Here is a 16364-nt window from a genome sequence, read left to right on the forward strand (position 1 = left end):
CCGAGGGCGGGCATGCGCCGCCCCGGCTTCAATGCGGCGCCGTCAGTACCGACAACCGGCTGATTCCGGCTCGTTCGATGGCTGCCATGACCTTGGCCACCATCCCGTAGGGCACGGCTTCGTCGGCCTGGAGGTTGAGGGTCAGGTCGGCATCGTTGGCCTTGTGGGCCTTGAGCTCGGCTTCCACCGTCTCCAGGGGCAGGCGCTGCTTGTCGACGAAGACGCTGCCGCCCTCGTCGATGCTCACGGTGAGCGCCTTCTTCTGGGCCGGCGGGGCCGTGGCGGCGGTCTTGGGCAGATTCACCTTGACCGCGTTGGTGAGCAGGGGCGCGGTAACGATGAAGGCCACCAGGAGCACCAGCATCACGTCCACCAGGGGGGTGATGTTGATTTCGCTAAGGACGTCGTCGTCCTCGCCATGGGTTGCGAAGGCCATTACGCAAACCTTTCCTGGGCGGCGAATGGAGCCGAACCGGCCGTGGTGCGGGCCACCGCGGCGGGTACGCCGATGCGGAAGTCGTTCTTCTGCGCCAGGTTGATGAAGTCGTGGGCGAAGTCGTCCAGGTCCGCCGCCACCAGCTTCAGCCGGCGCAGGAAAAAGTTGTATCCGAGCACCGCCGGCACGGCCACGGCGATACCGATGCCGGTGGCGATGAGGGCCTCGCCGATCGGGCCGGCCACCACGTCAAGGCTGGCGGAACCGGCCTTACTGATGTCGGTGAGGGCGTGCATGATTCCCCATACGGTGCCGAACAGACCGACGAAGGGCGAGGTGCTGCCGATGCTGGCGAGTACCGCCAGGCCGCTTTCCAGGCCGCGCCGCTCGCGCTGGATCTGCTTGCGCAGGTAGCGTTCGAGCAGTTCGCGGCGGTCGCCGCTGTGGCTCAGGTCGTGGGCGCCGCTATCGGCCTCGTGCAGGGCGGTGAAGGCAGTCTCGGCCAGGCGGGCGGTGGGGCCGGCCTGATCTTCGAGGGCTGCGGCGGATTGCAGGTTCGGCGCTTGCCAGAAAGCCCGGCCGTAGCGCCGGTTCTGCCCGGCGACGCGCCAGTGCTGCAGGCCCTTGATCAGGATCAGGGTCCAGGTGGCGACGGAAAACCCCACCAGGGTCCACAGGGTGCCATCGACGATGGCGGTGGAGGAAACGGCATCAAGCATGTCGGAACAACCTCATTGGGAAAGGGAGAATTCGATGGGCACGTTGGCCCAGCCTTCGATGGCGGTCTTGCCCCGCTTGGCAGGGGCGAAGGTCCAGCCTTTCACCGCCACCAGGGCGGCCTCGTCGAGCAGGCGGCGGCCGCTCGACTTCTGTATTTCGACGCTGTCGGGGCGGCCGCTGGCCAAGACGTGGACGCGCAGCAGCACCTTGCCTTCCCAACCCTGGCGCTGAGCGAAGGCCGGGTATTCGGGAGCTGGATTGCGCAGGTAGGCGGCGCTGGCCGAGGGTTCGGTCACCACCTCCTCCACTGGGCCGGGAGTCGGCGCGGCGGCCACCGGAGGCGATGGGTTGGCGGCCGACAGGGCAGGCGCTGCCGGCGACGGGGTGGGTGACGCGCTTTCTGCAATCTGACGGAGGGGCGGGTTCGGCACCGGCGTCTTGGTTGGAGCCGGCGAGGTCGGTACCACGGTCTTGCGCACCGGCTCGGGGGGCGCCATGGTTTCCACAACGGGACGGGACAACTCCACCACCATGGGTGGGGTCTGGGGCGGAACTACGATTGGGGCGTCGTCGGGCGCCTGGCCGTGCAGGTAGAAAAACAGGCTGCCGTGCAGGGCCAGGGAGAGGCCGCCGAGGAGCAGGTGATCCCGGAGACGCAGGCCGCCGTGCGGCGTATTGGCCAGGGAACCTGGACTTGGTCCGGCAGACGGCGGCTTTGCTGCTGAAGCGGACCGCGCCAGGTCGAGGGTTGGCAGGCTGGCCCAGGGAGCGGTTAAAACGGTTGAAACACTCACGGAATTCCCCACGAAGGACTTGTGATCGTTGTCCGCCGCCGTGTTCCCCGGGGGATGGGTTAATCCCGCGGAGCCAGGGGCGAACGATCCTTCTTGAGCAGGGGCCGTGCCAGGTTTTTAACGTCTTTTAAAACAATGGGTTGGCTTTTTGGCTGGGGCTTTTTTTCAGCCTGACTGGGCGAAACGACACAGTTGCTTGTGCGCGGCCGAGCTGGGGTGTGTGCTGTGCAACAACGCGGGCGGTCGCGACCGCCCTGTTGTCTCGTATGGAGGGAATGCTTCGTAAGACATCAGGGCGTTCGTGCCCTGCTCGGAGCCCAAAGACCCTGGTCCCAGGGAGTGGACTTTTACGATGCAGGAGCCTGGGGCGCGCTTTAGTGTTTGTGTTGGCGCCCGGCCTGGTCGATCAGGTCGGCGATATCGGTGTTCTTGGCGCGCAAGGCCCAGTCCTTGGCGCTCAGGCCGGCGTCGTTGCGCAAGGTGGTGTCGGCCTTGTATTCGAGCAGGAGCTTGACCAGACCCAGGTGGCCGTTGCGGGCCGCCAGCATCAGCGGAGTGGTGCCGTTGTCCAGGGCCACGTTGACGTCGGCGCCCTGGTCGAGCAGGTAGTCGGCCACTTCTTCCCTGCCCTGGAAAGCGGCATAGCCGAGGGGGGTCCAGCCCTTGGCCCGATTGATGTCCACGCCGGCCAGCACCAGTTGCTTCACCACGGCGAGATGGCCGTGGTAGGCCGCCAGCAGTAGGGCATCTTCGCCGTAACGATTGGCAATGGCCGGGTTGGCGCGGGCCTTGAGCAACAGGGCGACGAGTTCGCTATTGCCCTGGCGGGCAGCCAGGGCCAGCAGGGTGTTGCCATTGGCGTCGCTGCTGTCGACCTCGACACCGCGGCGCAGCAGATCGATCAGATCGCTCTTGTCCCCCAGGGTCGCCGCCTTGATGGCATCGTCCAAGGCCTCGGCCATGGCCGGGAGAGGAAGCGCCGCACTGGCGGCGAGGCACAGGGCCAGGAAGGGCGCCCATAAGGTGCGGCGGGTGCGGAGAAGCGAGGATGGGGCCATGGTTGTCTCGGTACGCTCAGGCCGCCAAGGCGGCCCGGGTCTGGGGGAACAGGTTGAGGAAGTTCGCGGTGGTGGCCTGGGCCACCTCTTCCACTGTCAGGCCGCGCAGGGTGGCAATTTCGTTGGCCACGTAGCGTACGTAGGCGGGTTGGTTGAGCTTGCCACGGTAGGGTACCGGCGCCAGGTAGGGAGAATCGGTTTCCACCAGGATGCGATCGAGGGGCGCCCGGGTGGCGACCTCCTTGACCGTCTGGGCGTTCTTGAAGGTGACGATGCCCGAGAACGACAGGTGGAAGCCCAGTTCCAGCGCTTGGTCGGCCACCGCCCAGGTCTCGGTGAAGCAATGCATGATCCCGCCAACCCGGTCGGCCCCCTCTTCCTTCAGCACCCGCAGGGTGTCCTCGGCCGAATCCCGGGTGTGGATCACCAGGGGCTTGCCCACGGCCAGGGCGGCGCGGATATGACGGCGGAAGCGCTCCCGCTGCCATTCCGGCTTTTCCTTCTGCCAGTAGTAGTCCAGACCGGTTTCGCCAATGGCGATCACCTTGGGATGGTCGGCGAGACGGATCAGGGTCGCTTCGTCCGGGTCGCTGCACTCGCTGTATTCGGGGTGCACGCCGACGCTGGCAAAGATGTGCGGGTGGGCTTCGGCAATGGCCAGCACCCGGGGGAAGTCTTCCATGTTGACGCCGATGGCCATGGCGCCGACCACGCCGTTGGCCGCCATGGCTTCCAGAACCTGGGGCATCTGGACCGCCAGATCGTCAAAATCCAGGTGGCAATGGGAATCGATGAGGCGCAGGGCAGACATGGACGCAGGGGTTTCGACAGGCATGAAAAACAACCGCAGGCGCCGCCTGAGGCCGCGACAGCAATAGAGGGTCAGTGCAGAGGGATTAAAGCGTGTGGGTGGGCCGGCTGGATTGCAGCACGCCGCCGAGCAGGGCTTCGATCTTGCGGCGGGCTTCCTTGCCGCTTTCGTCGTCGTTGAAATGCACGCCAATGCCCTGGGCCTTGCCGTTCTGGGCGCCGGCAGGTGTCATCCACACTACGCTGCCGGCAATCGGCAGCTTGGTCGGGTCTTCCATCAGCGACAGCAGCATGAAGACCTCGTCGCCCAAGTGGTAGCTCCGGTTGGTGGGGATGAAGATCCCGCCGTTCTTGAGGTGGGGCATGTAGGCGGCATAAAGGGCCGACTTGGAGTTGATATTCAGGGACAGCACGCTCGGCCGGGGGGCGAAGCCGCCGGAAGCGGTGAGTTTGCTATCGGACATTCCACATCCTTATGACAGGGCCGGATCAGGACAGACGGCGGGGCCGCCCCTGGAAGATGGCAGCATAGCCGGAAAACAGCTCTTCAAGAAACAGCCGGGTGTTCAATGGGTGCTCTGAAAGTGCTTTATATTTTGCCAACAATCTATTGAATTTAAATAACTCTTCTGTGTCTGCCTGCTCGCTCAACTGGCGCAAGGCGGTGGTTTCGCCAAGAAAGTAGCGCACCGGCGTTCCAGCGCTACACAGGGTCAGGTCCACCAGCCACTTCTGCCACCAGATGACCAGCAGCTTGAGTCCCCCGGGACCGCCTCGCCCCCCCTCTTCCTTATCGGCCTTGAGGGTCTTGTCGAGGGCGGCGGCCGCGCTGAGAGGGTTCATTTTGCTGCCCTGGATCAGTTGCGCGTTCAGGTCGGCGAGCAGGGTCAGGCTGCGGCTCTTGGTGACTTTACCACCGCGGCCTTCTTCGCCGGGGGCCGCCAGGTCGGCGGCCAGCAGAGGCGCTCCGCCTGCCAGGGCCAGCCAGCGGGCGGCATCCTCGTCGCTCAGGCCCGGGACTGCCCCTTCGAGCCAGCGCACTCCAGTCTGCCGCTCGGGGGTGGCCACCGCCACCGCCTGGCAGCGACTGCGGATGGTGGGCAGGAGCCGGTCCGGCTCATGGCTGACGAGCAGGAAATGGGTCGCCGCCAGGGGCTCTTCCAGGGTTTTCAGCAGAGCGTTGGCGGTGTTGCGGTTCATCGCCTCGGCCGGGCAGACGATTACCACGCGCAACCCCTGGCGGTGGGTGCCGACGTGGAGAAAATCGTCCAGGCCTCGCACTTGGTCGATGGTGATCTGTTGGCTCGGCTTCTTGCTACCGCTGGCGGCAGCAGAACCCTCCCCTTCCCCGTCGTCCTCGGCCAGGGCGGCGGGCTGGAGCAGGCGGAAATCCGGGTGGTTGCCCTGAGCCAGCCAGTGGCAGGCCGGGCAATCGCCGCAGGCCTGGCCGTCAGGCTGGGGCCGATCGCACAGCAGCGAAGCGGCAAAGGCCCGAGCCAGTTCCAGCTTGCCCAGGCCCTGCTGGCCGTGCAACAACAGGGCGTGGGGCAGCTGGCTGCGCCGTGCCTGGAGTTTCTCCCAGAGGGGCTGATGAAGTGAAAGTACGCTCATTTACAGAACGTTACGATAATTTCTTCAAGCGATTGGCGAATTTCTTCCGGCGTCCGATCCGATTGCAGGGTGCGAATGCGGCCATGGGATTTGGCGGCCCGGTCCAGGTAGGCGAAGCGCACCCGCTCGTGGAATTCGGCCTGCTCACGCTCGAAACGGTCCAGGTTGCGCTCGGCGATGATGCGCTGGCGCGCCACTTCCAGGGGCAGGTCGAAGAGCAGGGTCAGATCGGGCTGCAGGTGGCCGTGGGTCCAGGTTTCCAGGATCTGCAGCTTTTCCCGGGAAATTCCCCGGCCGCCGCCCTGGTAGGCGAAGGTGGCGTCGGTGAAACGGTCCGAGACCACCCAGGCGCCCCGGGCCAGGGCCGGCTCGATCACCTCGGCCAGATGCTCGCGACGGGCGGCAAACACCAGCAGGGCCTCGGTTTCCAGGTGCATCGGCTCGTTGAGGATCAGGGTGCGCAGTTTTTCGCCCAGCGGGGTGCCACCGGGCTCCCGGGTGGACACCACCTCCTTGCCCTGGCTGCGCAGCCAGTGGCACAGCCAGTCGATATGGGTGCTCTTGCCGGCGCCGTCGATGCCTTCGAAGGTGATGAACTTGCCGTGGCTGGCGGAGCCTTGGGATGAGGACTGGAAGGTCATTGCGGGGCCCGTTTGAGGATGTAGCGGTTCACGGCCTGGTTGTGTTCGTCCAGGGTGGCGGAAAACTGGCTGGAGCCGTCGCCTCGAGCGACGAAGTACAGCGCCTCGCTGGCGGCCGGATGCAGGGCGGCGCGCAGGGCGGCCGTGCCAGGCAAGGCGATCGGCGTCGGGGTCAGGCCGGGGCGAGTGTACGTGTTGTAGGGGGTGTCGGTCAGCAGGTCGCGGCGGCGGATGTTGCCTTCGAAGGCACTGCCCATGCCGTAGATCACGCTGGGATCGGTCTGCAGCAGCATGCCGCGGCGTAGGCGGTTGACGAATACCGCCGCCACCATGGGCCGGTCCTCGGCCCGGCCGGTTTCCTTCTCGACAATCGAGGCCATGATCAGGGCCTCGTAGGGGCTGCGGTAAGGCAATCCGGCATCGCGCAGCGGCCACTCCTGGGCCAGGCGGGTCTGCATCGCCTTGTAGGCGCGGCGCAGCAGCTCGATGTCACTGGAGCGCTTGTCGAACAGATAGGTGTCGGGCAGGAACAGCCCTTCCGGGTGGGATTCGGGGATTTCCAGGCGGCGCAGCAGGTCAGCATCGCTCAAGCCGGCGGTGTCGTGGCGCAGGTCCGGGTGGGCGTCGAGCTTGTCGCGCAGCTGGCGGAAGGTCCAGCCCTCGATCACCGCCAACTCGCCCTGGCTGGTGTCGCCCCGGGTCAGCTTGGCGAGAAGCGCCCACAGGGTCACCCCCTCGTGCACCTCGTAGCTGCCGGCCTTGATCATGGACGCCGAGCGGGTCACCCGGCCGAGCATTTCCAGGGCCAGTGGCGGCACCTTGACCCCGGCCTCGTTGACCTGTCGGGCCACGCTCTTCAGGCTGCTGCCCCGCTCGATGTGGAAATCCAGGGGCGAGCTGGCCAGGGGAATAGGCATCCACGCCACGGCCGCGGCGGCCAGGCCGGCCACGGCCGCGACCAGGACAATCAGCTTGAACAGCAGGCGCAGGGGCGAAAAGGCAGCACTGCGCCCGGAAGTGCGCGAGGGGCGCCGCCGCGGAGAGCGGGGCGCACGGGGAGCGGGCGTCTTGCGCGAGGGCGCGGTGGAGGCAGGCGTTCGGGGAGGCATAGAAAATCGGGAACCCGCACCAATAAAGGGAGTCGGCTCAACGGCGCGGGATGGGGTGCCTATAATACCGCGTCTTGCGGGCTATCCTGAGCCGCCTTGGTTGCCTTGGCCTCTTCCCGCGACCCTGTTGTACCCGACCGATTCCAATACGATCCCGATTCACCTCCTCCCCCGGAGAACCTTCGATGAGTGCAGAGACCCCCGCCGCCAGTCCCGTCCAGCAATTTCTGACCCGCCTCGATGGCGCCCAGGCCCAGCGCGACGGCCGGTTGGTCCTCGATTTCGGCGATGCGCGCGGTGAAGCCGAGGCGGTGGCCGATGCGGGCGCTACCGTTGTCGCTCCCCTCACCCACCTGGCCGTGCTCGATGCCGCCGGCGACGATGCCGCCGCCTTCCTGCACAACCAGATGACCAACGACATCAACCACCTGGCGCCCGACCAATGGCTGCGCGCCGCCTGGTGCTCGGCCAAGGGGCGCATGTACACCAGCTTCGTGATCTGGCGCGGCGCCGATGCCGGCACCTACCGGCTGCGTTTTGCTGCAGACCAGATGGCCTTCATCAAGAAACGCCTGGCCATGTTCGTGCTGCGTTCCAAGGTCACCCTGGCCGACCGCAGCGACGACGTCGTGCTGTTCGGTCTGGCTGGCGCCCGTGCCGCCGACCTGGTGGGCGGCCTGGGGCTGGCCGTGCCGGACGTGGGCAAAACCGCCAGCGGCCCCCGCGGCGAGGTGCTGCGCCTGGACGAGCAACGCTTCGAACTGGCCGTGCCGGCGGACCAGGCCGAGGCCCTGTGGGCCCAGGTGGCCGCCACCGCCCGCCCGGTAGGGGCCCAGGCCTGGCACCTGCTCGACGTGCGCGCCGGCCTGCTCCACCTGTCCGCCGCCACCCAGGAAGCCTTCGTGCCGCAAATGGCCAATTTCGACCGCGTCGGCGGCGTTTCCTTCCACAAGGGCTGCTACCCGGGCCAGGAGATCGTCGCTCGTACCCAGTACCTGGGCAAGGTCAAGCGCCACATGTACCAGGGCGAACTGGCCGCCTTCGCGGCGCCGGGCACCGAGCTGTTCTCCAGCGCCACGCCGGACCTGGCCTGCGGCCAGATCGTCCTGGCGGCGCCTTCGCCCCGGGGCGGTTTCGAAGTGCTGGCGGTGATCCAGGAAAACGCTCTGGCCGCCCCGGTGACCACCGCCGGCGAAGCGCCCCAGACTCTGGAAAATCTCCGTCTGCCGGCCTACATGGCCTGACCCGGGGCGGCTCGCCATGTGCCTGATCGTCGTCGCTTGGAAGGTCCATCCCGACTACCCCCTGGCGGTCGCCGCCAACCGGGACGAGTGGTATGCCCGGCCCACGGCGGCGGCGGCGCCCTGGGCCGAGCGGCCGGATATCCTCGGCGGCCGTGACCTGGAGGCCGGTGGCACTTGGCTGGGGATCACCCGCGGCGGCCGTTTCGCCGCGGTGACCAATGTGCGCGAAGGGCGCAACGCGGCCTCGGGCGTCCATTCCCGGGGACAGTTGACCGCCGCCTTTCTCGCCGGCACGGCTTCCCCCTGCGCCTACCTGGCCGGGGTGGCTGCCGCGCCGGCGGAGGATTACGCCGGCTTCAACCTGCTGGTGGGCGACGGCGACACCCTGGCCTATTACTCCAACCGGGGCGATGGGGCCCCCCGGGAGTTGCCACCGGGCATCTACGGCGTATCCAACCACCTGCTCGACACGCCCTGGCCCAAGCTCACCAGCGCCAAGGCCGCATTCACCCGGGCGCTGGAACACCTGCCCGATCCTTCGCCCTGTTTCGCCCTGCTCGGCGACGACGAGATCGTCGCCGATGCCCACCTGCCCGATACCGGGGTGGGCCTGGAATGGGAGCGGCGGCTGTCGGCCATTTTTGTCCGGGGCAACGGGGTCGCCTACGGCACCCGGGCCTCCACCGTGGTGCTGCATCGCCACGACGGAGCCATCGCCCTGCACGAGCAGGGCTACGGCCCGGCCGGGCCCGAGGGGGCGCCGGTCAGCCTGGCGGTGGCCGCTCCGTCCGCCTGATCGGCCCTGCCCTTTCACTTTCGACGCGCGTTCATGATCCTTCGCCCCAACGCTGTTCCGGCCTGCTCCCTGGCGGGTTTCGCCCTGGCCCTGGGCATGGTCGCCCTGGTTCCGGCGGCCCAGGCGGTTGCGCCGGTGGATAGCATCGCCACGTTGCGCACCCGCTATGCGGGCACCCTGCCCTGCGCCGATTGCGCCGGCATCCGCATGGACCTGACCCTGATCGACGAGGCCGAAACCGGCAAGCCCCGGGAATTCCGCCTCAAGGAAACCTACCTGGGCGCCCGGGACGGCGAGCGGAGCTTCACCTCCCACGGCAGCTACAGCATCGTCCGGGAGGCTCAGCGGACCACGCTGTGGCTTACCCCACAGGTACGGGATCTGTCCCAGGCCCGGGAGAGCCGGCGCGGCTTCGTTTTCGATGGCATCGGCGGCAATGGTGGCAATGGTGGCAAGGCCAGCCTGACCCTGCTCGACCGTGCCGGAAAGCGCATCGTCTCATCCCTCAACTACCGGCTGGACCGTCTTCCGCCGCGCAGCGTGGTCCTCCCCCGGCACGGTGAAATCCCCCTGCCGGTACGTTTCGACGGCGACGATGCGGACGGCACCGGCGGCAACGACCTGGCCCTGGATCTGCGCGAAGACGGCACTTTCGTCTTTCGCGTCGCCACCGGGGGCGGGACGCCGGCCTATACCGATTTCGGCACGTTCCGCTTCAATGCCGCCGGCACCCGCCTGGTGCTGACCGGCGGCGCCGAGGCCCCCCACCGCTTCGGCGTGGTCGACAGCCGCACCCTGCTGCGCCTCGACAACCGGGGCCGGGTGGAGCGTCCGACCCGGGATCTGCGTACGGTGGACTACGCCGAGGTGGAAGATGCGCTGCACCTGGTTGGCCAGTTCACCTCTCTGGCCGATGCGCCCCGCTTCAGCGAATGTGCCAGCGGCCGCAGCTGGCCGGTGGCCATGAGCGGGGATTATCCGGCCTTGGAAAAGGCCTACACGGCCCGCCGCGCCCAGCTCAAGCTCAAGCCTGGCACGGCCCTGCAAGCGACGGTACTGGCGCGCCTGGTGTCCCGGCCGGGAATGGAAGACGGTCAGCCGGACCAGGCGACCCTGGTGGTGGAAAAGTTCGAGCGCCTCGACGGCCTCCACCCCTGCCCGGTCAAGGGGCGCCATAGGCATTGAGTAGCCATTGGCCGCTGGCCGGGCATTCGTTGATTCATCCCTCGGAAAGGCGCGCCAATGCTTGCTCTCAGCGCAGCATGGCTGGAGCGCAAGGTAGGACGCGGGGTTTCGGCATGACCCCGTGGAGAACCAATAGGGGCGCGGGGTTCCACGGGGTGGGTGTCATCCGTCCGTATTTTCAGCCCGGTGGTTCGTCGCGTGGTCAGCCGTACTGATGAGCCGAACAAGAACGGCGCAGGCGGCGTCAGGCGCCGCATCGGTGCGTGTCAGGCGACGTTGCCGTCCGGCATGGCGGGCGCATCGTCCGCCAGGTCATCGACGATCTCCACCGGCGTATACGCGGGAACCCGCTCGAACAGGTCGATCACGTCGGCATTGGCCATGCGGATGCAGCCGTGGGAGGCGGGCTGGCCGAGCAGGTGCTCGTCGGCGGTGCCGTGGATGTAAATGTAGCGGCGCATGGAATCGCAGCCGCCGAGCCGGTTGCGTCCCGGTTCGCAGCCGGACAGCCAGAGGATGCGGCTGAGAATCCAGTCCCGTTCCGGCTGCTGCGCGCCCAGCTCGGGGGTCCAAATCTCACCGGTGGGACGCCGCCCGACGAACACAGTGTTCGCCGGCAGCCCGGCACCGATCTTGGCCCGGATCAGATGGCGCCCGCGCGGGGTCTGGTAGCTGCCGCGCTGCTCCCCGGCGCCCCGGGCGGCGGTGGAGACGGCGTAGGCCGCCAGCGGCCGGCCGGTGTCATCGAGCAGTTCCAGCATCTGGCGGGCCAGGGAGATGCGGATGCGCAGCGCTGGTGTGTTCATTCCGGGTCGCTCCCGGTGCACGGCAGCGGTGTCAGCTCAATCGTTTCGATGATTTCGACAGTCTGGCTGCGCTCACACAGGACCAGCCCGGGGGCTGGCGCCTCGTCCGCCAGCGGCAGCCCTGCCGCAGCGGCCGCATAGCGGGCCTTGTTGGCCTTGCGCGCCGCCCGCCCCGCCTTGCGCCGCTCGGCGAAGAAGGCCGATACCGCACCGCCGCACTCCTCGGCCAGTACCCCGCCGACGATTTCCGCGTGGTGGTTGAGCTTTTCCTCGGCGTACAGGTCGGTAACGCTGCCCGCCACGCCGGTCTTGGCGTCCCGGGCACCATAGACCACCCGGCGGATGCGGGCGTGGAAGATGGCGCCGGTGCACATCAGGCAGGGTTCGATGGTGACGTACAGATCGCAGCCGGTGAGCCGGTAGTTGCCCAGGTTGCGTGCCGCGTCGCGCAGCGCCACCACCTCGGCGTGGGCCGTCGGGTCATGCTCGCCGATGGGGGCGTTGAAGCCCCGGCCGACGATCACCCCGTCCTTGACCACCACCGCCCCCACCGGTACCTCCCCCAGGCAGCCGGCGGCCTGCGCGAGAGACAGGGCTTCGCGCATGAAAAATTCGTCGCTGAGGGAAGTGGGAGACACGGAACGGCTCGAGGGGAGAGAAGGTCGGGGGTGGAAGTGTACTGTATGGCCGGGCAAAGGGAACGGGCCGTGGCGACGTGTCGTAAGCGGCGCCTGGCCGGTTGGCGGCCCGAAGTGGGCGGCTGTGGCCTGGGCCGCCGTCGGGCAGGCGCTCCTGGCCTGGCCATGGAATCGATTTAGCGGGAGTCCGGCGGGGCTGGAGGTGCGTCCATCGCGGCCGGGTTGGCTGCGGCTCCAGATTTTCCTTTGTTTTTGATAACGTTATCTTTAAGGATGCTATTGCTCCACACCCCGACTACGGCTGCCGCCGCCGCGTAGGTCTGACGCGGGTCGCCGCTGGCCACGGCGTGGCTGAGTACCTCCAGTTCCCGGCCCAGGGCGGCCAGTTCGGCAGCACGGCGGGCCCGGTAGAGGCGCATGTTCTGGCGTACTTGTTCGGATCGGTCAGACGCCCGGGTGCGGGGACGCCCGCGAGGCTTGGTGGGGCTGTGTTCAGTTTCTTCGCTGTTTCCTTCCGCCGGGCTGGTGGCTGGCGCTTCCGAATCCCCAATTTCACTCAAAGTGGCCGCCTGGGAGGCATCGGCAACGGCGGTGTCCGGGGGCATGTCGGTGGGGGGCATGGCGGCACATGGTAGAATAGCGATAACGTTATCTTAAATCGTGCCCACAGGGAGCGCCAGGGAGGGCATCGAGTCCGCGCCTTGCCCTGCTCCCGGACGTTCCCATGACTTCTCCCCTGCCCCATTCCAGCCACGAGGTCGTCATTCGCCTGATGACGGCCGACGACCTGCCGGCGGTGCTGGCCATCCAGGCCCGTTGTTACCACGCCGACCTGCATGAATCCGCCGCCACCTTCGCGGCCAAGTTGCGCCACAGCGGCGACACCTGCTGGGTGGCCTGTGATGGCACCAACCGCCAGCTCGCCTACCTGTTCGCCCAGCCAGCGGCCTACCTGCACCCGCCGCGCCTGGACAGCGCTCTCGACGGCGACCCTACTGCTGCCCGGAAAGCCAATACTGGCGCGGACCTTGTCCTGCACTTGCACGACCTGGCAGTGGATCGCGCCGCCCGGGGTATGGCCCTGGGCGACCGGCTAGTGACCCGCGCCTTCGCCGCCGCGCGGGAGGCCGGCTTGACACGGCTTTCCCTGGTGGCGGTGCAACAGTCCGGGGCGTTCTGGGGGCGCTTTGGTTTTGCGGCGCCGGATCATCCCCTGCCTCAAGGTTTTACCGAGGAATTGGCAAGTTATGGCGGCGATGCCTGCTATCTGGTGGCGCCGGCTATCTGATCTTTAATCTTGGGCGAAGGTCCATTCATCCCTGGATGACCTCTTACCCGCGATAGCGCCTGCTTCATGCAACGCATCATGGCTGCTATGAAGGATCAATATTTAATGCCCTTGTATTGGATACAATGTCATGAATATTCTTTGATCCTAAAAATCTACACTTCAAGCTAAATCAGCCATGATAGGTTCTCCCCGCCGTAGCTTTCCTCTGTCCCGCTTCACTCACCGTGCCGCAGCTACTTCGCTCATGTGCGGGGCCTCTATTGCTGCAGCCACACCTGTGCCGCTGATCGGTTGCAGCACCTCCGGCAACGTGGCTGCGTTGCAATGCGGGCCGACCGACATCCAGATGCAGGGCAACGCCGGCAACTCCTCGCTGACAGTGACCGACGTGACGGCCCGCTCGGTTGCGGTACTGAGCAATCCTTCTGCATCGGGTCCCTTTACCCAGACCCTGACCATCACCGGCACCACGGTGCTGAACCGTAGCGACTACCCCGCGGTGTACATGTACTCCAGCCAGTCTGGATGGAACGCCAACCTGCTGATCGGCTCCGGTGTGACGATCACCTCGGCGGGCCCCTTCGGTGCCGTCTGGCTGCGCTCGGAAAGCACCGACACGAGCACCCGCAACGACATCCACGTGGACAGCGCTGCCACCGTCACCAGCTTTGGTGCCAATTCCGATGGCATTACCGCAACGTCCAATAATGGCGCCGTATCGGTGATCAACCGCGGCACCGTATCTTCGGCCGGCGGTCGTGGTCTCTATGCCGATGGCGGTTCGGCCAGCCTCACGCCGGTCGAGGTGAGCATCACTAACCTGGGTGCCGTCAACGCCTATCAGGCTGGTGCTCGGGCCATTGACTATCGGGGAACTGCGCGTATCGACAACCAAGGTACCGTGCGATCCACCACCCGTCAGGGCTTGATCGCCTGGTCTGCCAGCGGGGGCGCGGAAATTACCAACAGTGGCACCGTGGTCGCCGACCACTATGACGCGGTGGTGGCGGCGGGCACGGGAGGGGACGTGGCAGTGATGAACAGCGGCAGCATCACGGCCAACCGCAACATGAACTTGGCCCAGGTCAGCCCGGACTTCCACGGTATTAGTGCCTACTCCGACGGCACTGGCACGGTCAGCGTGACCAACACGGCCAGCGGAACTATCAGTGCACGTTACGACGCGGGTATGGCCGCTGCCAGTGCCCAAGGCGCGATCAGCATGGTCAATGCCGGTCGCATCACCGCCCTCACCGGCCTGCTCGCCGAATCGAACAGTGGGCGGGTGGACATCACCAACAGCGGTTCCATCACCACCAGCGGTATCGGTATTCAGGTGAGCAGCGCCAGCGCTGGCAGCGTGGTAAACACCGGCACCGTGGCCAGCGCTAACACCGCAGTACTGGTTGCCTATGGCGTGGCGCTGGATGTAAGCAACCGTGCGGGAGGGACGATGCTGGGCAACCTGGCCTTGGGCAACCTGGCCAACCTGAACAACGCAGGCATGCTGTACCTGAAGCAGAACGTAGATGCAGCCAATCCCGTTGCAACCGGCTCGGCAGTGGCGAGCAGCGTGGGGGGGACTTTTACTCAGGCCTCGACCGGCCTGCTCGGGATAGCCGTCTCCAGCAACAACAGTTACAGCACCCTGGCCGTCGGCGGTGCCGCCAACCTGGGGGGTACCATCGCTGTCGACGTCAAGCCTGCCTACAGCGGCGCCCAAGTGAGCAACGTAATCACCGCCAACGGGGGGGTGACCGACAACGGTCTGCGCGTAACCGACAACTCCCTACGCTATGCCTTTTCCGCGTTGTTCCGTAGCAATGGGGTGGACCTGGTGGCAAGCGACACGGGGATGACTTCGATCAGTAGCGCCGTCTCTGCGCAGTCACCCGGTGCGCAGGGTGCCGCTCAGGTCTGGGACCGATTGTTGGTCAATGGCACAAGTTCGCCCGAACTGTCCCGGGTGTTGAATAACATCCTCAGCAGCACCAGCGCGGGGGAAGTGACGGCCAAAGTCCAGCAAACTCTTCCCCTCCTGACAGGTAATACATTGAATTTGGCCAACAATACCCTCGGCAGCGTCAACGCAGCGGTTCAGTCACGGGTGGATGCGGTGCGGGGTATCGCCTCGGGAGACGCCCCGGGCGCTGACCGTCATTTCTGGCTTACCCCCTTCGCCACCCATTCACGTCAAGACAACGATGGCGGTGTGGCGGGTTACAGCAGCAACACGAGCGGGTTCGCCCTGGGTGCCGACAGCGCCATCGGTGCAAACACCGACCTGGGATTGGGCTTCGCCTATGCCAAGACGGATGTTTCCAGCAATGCTTCCAGCGTAAGCCAAAGTGCCAACATCGATCTCTTTCAGCTCATGCTTTATGGGCGCCACAATCTGGGCGCCGATACCGACCTCCTGTTCCAGGTTGATGCGGGTCGGCTGCGCAATGAAGGGATTCGAAAGATCGATCTCGCTGGCTTGAAGGCAACGTCGCGCTACGACAGCAATACGGCACACGCGGGTATCGGGCTGGACCGACGTGTCCTCCTTGGCGCAAACACCACATTCACGCCCTCGATCCGGCTCGATTACACGTGGGTGGAAGATCCGTCGTACCGCGAAAAAGGGGCCGGTGGCCTCAATCTGCAAGTGCGGGGGCGAAGCACCGATGCCTTCGTGCTCGGCATCGATGGCAAGGTCGCTCACAAGATCAGCGATCGATTCACGGCGACTGCGAACTTGGGCGTGGGATACGATTTCTTCAATCGTGATGCCTCAATCACCGCCGCCTATGCCGGCGCTCCGGATGCTGCCTTCGTAACCCACGGAATACGCCCATCGGCATGGTTGCAACGGGGGGGGGCCGGGCTGCGCTACACCACGGGGAATGGTTCGGAAATTGTTGCCCGCTATGATGTCTCGCACCGCCAAAACTTTCTCAGCCAGACGGCTTCCGTGCGGCTGCATTGGTGGTTCTAAGGGGCTTTAAACAGTAGGCCTCTCTCCTCCGGGGAAATTAGGCCACGCATCGTGGCCGCCGTAACACTACGTTGTCTCGTGAACGGCACATTGCAACCCAATCAGCTGTGATGTGACAACGACTGTTCTGGCCAATAGACTGTTTTCATCACCAAACCAAAGACGAAAAGGCTCCCTCAGGAGCCTTTTCGTCTTTTGATGCAGAAAATTCTGCGACGCTATTTTTCAAGCCACAGGAAAACTGC

At 66.0% G+C, this 16364-nt stretch carries 16 protein-coding genes and 1 pseudogene; 5 read left to right on the forward strand and 12 right to left on the reverse strand.

Features of this window, described 5'->3' with window-relative positions; genetic code table 11:
* Nucleotides 1–28 precede the first annotated feature (28 nt).
* The 9 genes from OTERR_RS08130 to mltG all read right to left on the reverse strand — a co-directional run bounded on the left by OTERR_RS08130 (nt 29) and on the right by mltG (nt 7059).
* Nucleotides 29–436, reverse strand: coding sequence for an ExbD/TolR family protein (locus tag OTERR_RS08130; RefSeq protein ID WP_149425417.1), 408 nt, complete (start codon nt 434–436; stop codon nt 29–31).
* Nucleotides 436–1155 (reverse strand): MotA/TolQ/ExbB proton channel family protein, encoded by a 720-nt coding sequence (locus OTERR_RS08135; protein WP_149425418.1) that lies wholly within the window; start codon nt 1153–1155, stop codon nt 436–438. The genes OTERR_RS08130 and OTERR_RS08135 overlap by 1 nt, the downstream gene beginning before the upstream one ends.
* A gap of 12 nt (nt 1156–1167) precedes the next feature.
* On the reverse strand, nt 1168–1950 hold the full coding sequence (locus tag OTERR_RS08140; protein WP_149425419.1) for an energy transducer TonB: 783 nt from the start codon (nt 1948–1950) through the stop codon (nt 1168–1170).
* 374 nt (nt 1951–2324) lie between these two features.
* The gene (locus tag OTERR_RS08145) at nt 2325–3008 is read right to left on the reverse strand and encodes an ankyrin repeat domain-containing protein (protein WP_149425420.1); all 684 of its coding nucleotides are present in this window, start codon (nt 3006–3008) and stop codon (nt 2325–2327) included.
* Nucleotides 3009–3024: 16 nt separating this feature from the next.
* Nucleotides 3025–3843: a TatD family hydrolase gene (locus OTERR_RS08150; protein WP_246154073.1), complete on the reverse strand. Its 819-nt coding sequence runs from the start codon at nt 3841–3843 to the stop codon at nt 3025–3027.
* A 61-nt stretch (nt 3844–3904) separates the two neighbouring features.
* Nucleotides 3905–4282, reverse strand: a complete 378-nt coding sequence (locus tag OTERR_RS08155; RefSeq protein WP_054620914.1) for a PilZ domain-containing protein — start codon at nt 4280–4282, stop codon at nt 3905–3907.
* A gap of 25 nt (nt 4283–4307) precedes the next feature.
* Nucleotides 4308–5429, reverse strand: a complete 1122-nt coding sequence (holB, locus tag OTERR_RS08160; RefSeq protein WP_149425421.1) for a DNA polymerase III subunit delta' — start codon at nt 5427–5429, stop codon at nt 4308–4310.
* A complete protein-coding gene (gene tmk, locus OTERR_RS08165) occupies nt 5426–6070 on the reverse strand; it encodes a dTMP kinase (RefSeq protein WP_149425422.1) in 645 nt (214 codons plus the stop codon). The genes holB and tmk overlap by 4 nt, the downstream gene beginning before the upstream one ends.
* Nucleotides 6067–7059, reverse strand: coding sequence for an endolytic transglycosylase MltG (mltG, locus tag OTERR_RS08170; protein WP_054621009.1), 993 nt, complete (start codon nt 7057–7059; stop codon nt 6067–6069). The genes tmk and mltG overlap by 4 nt, the downstream gene beginning before the upstream one ends.
* A 305-nt stretch (nt 7060–7364) precedes the next feature.
* On the opposite strand from mltG, the gene ygfZ reads away from it, so the two are divergent.
* The 3 genes from ygfZ to OTERR_RS08185 are packed head-to-tail and all read left to right on the forward strand — an operon-like array spanning nt 7365 to nt 10404.
* Nucleotides 7365–8423 (forward strand): CAF17-like 4Fe-4S cluster assembly/insertion protein YgfZ, encoded by a 1059-nt coding sequence (gene ygfZ / locus OTERR_RS08175; RefSeq protein ID WP_082396807.1) that lies wholly within the window; start codon nt 7365–7367, stop codon nt 8421–8423.
* 16 nt (nt 8424–8439) lie between these two features.
* Entirely contained in the window at nt 8440–9219 is a 780-nt protein-coding gene (locus OTERR_RS08180; protein WP_149425424.1) for an NRDE family protein, read from the forward strand.
* A 33-nt stretch (nt 9220–9252) separates the two neighbouring features.
* Complete coding sequence (locus OTERR_RS08185; protein ID WP_149425425.1) at nt 9253–10404, forward strand: copper resistance protein NlpE N-terminal domain-containing protein; 1152 nt, start codon at nt 9253–9255, stop codon at nt 10402–10404.
* Between the two features lie 266 nt (nt 10405–10670).
* On the opposite strand, the gene OTERR_RS08190 is transcribed toward OTERR_RS08185, so the two are convergent.
* The 3 genes and pseudogenes from OTERR_RS08190 to OTERR_RS08200 all read right to left on the reverse strand — a co-directional run bounded on the left by OTERR_RS08190 (nt 10671) and on the right by OTERR_RS08200 (nt 12468).
* Nucleotides 10671–11195 carry a L,D-transpeptidase gene (locus tag OTERR_RS08190; RefSeq protein ID WP_149426481.1) on the reverse strand — a complete coding sequence of 175 codons (525 nt, stop codon included), beginning with the start codon at nt 11193–11195 and terminating at the stop codon, nt 10671–10673.
* A 194-nt stretch (nt 11196–11389) separates the two neighbouring features.
* Nucleotides 11390–11815 (reverse strand): annotated as a pseudogene (gene tadA / locus OTERR_RS08195) (tRNA adenosine(34) deaminase TadA); the annotation flags it as partial.
* 209 nt (nt 11816–12024) lie between these two features.
* Nucleotides 12025–12468: a hypothetical protein gene (locus OTERR_RS08200; RefSeq protein WP_149425426.1), complete on the reverse strand. Its 444-nt coding sequence runs from the start codon at nt 12466–12468 to the stop codon at nt 12025–12027.
* A 104-nt stretch (nt 12469–12572) separates the two neighbouring features.
* On the opposite strand from OTERR_RS08200, the gene OTERR_RS08205 reads away from it, so the two are divergent.
* Nucleotides 12573–13136, forward strand: a complete 564-nt coding sequence (locus OTERR_RS08205) for a GNAT family N-acetyltransferase (protein WP_149425427.1) — start codon at nt 12573–12575, stop codon at nt 13134–13136.
* Between the two features lie 280 nt (nt 13137–13416).
* Nucleotides 13417–16119, forward strand: a complete 2703-nt coding sequence (locus tag OTERR_RS08210; RefSeq protein WP_187775198.1) for an autotransporter family protein — start codon at nt 13417–13419, stop codon at nt 16117–16119.
* Nucleotides 16120–16364: the final 245 nt, after the last annotated feature.

It is taken from the genome of Oryzomicrobium terrae (assembly GCF_008274805.1).
Taxonomy (GTDB): domain Bacteria; phylum Pseudomonadota; class Gammaproteobacteria; order Burkholderiales; family Rhodocyclaceae; genus Oryzomicrobium; species Oryzomicrobium terrae.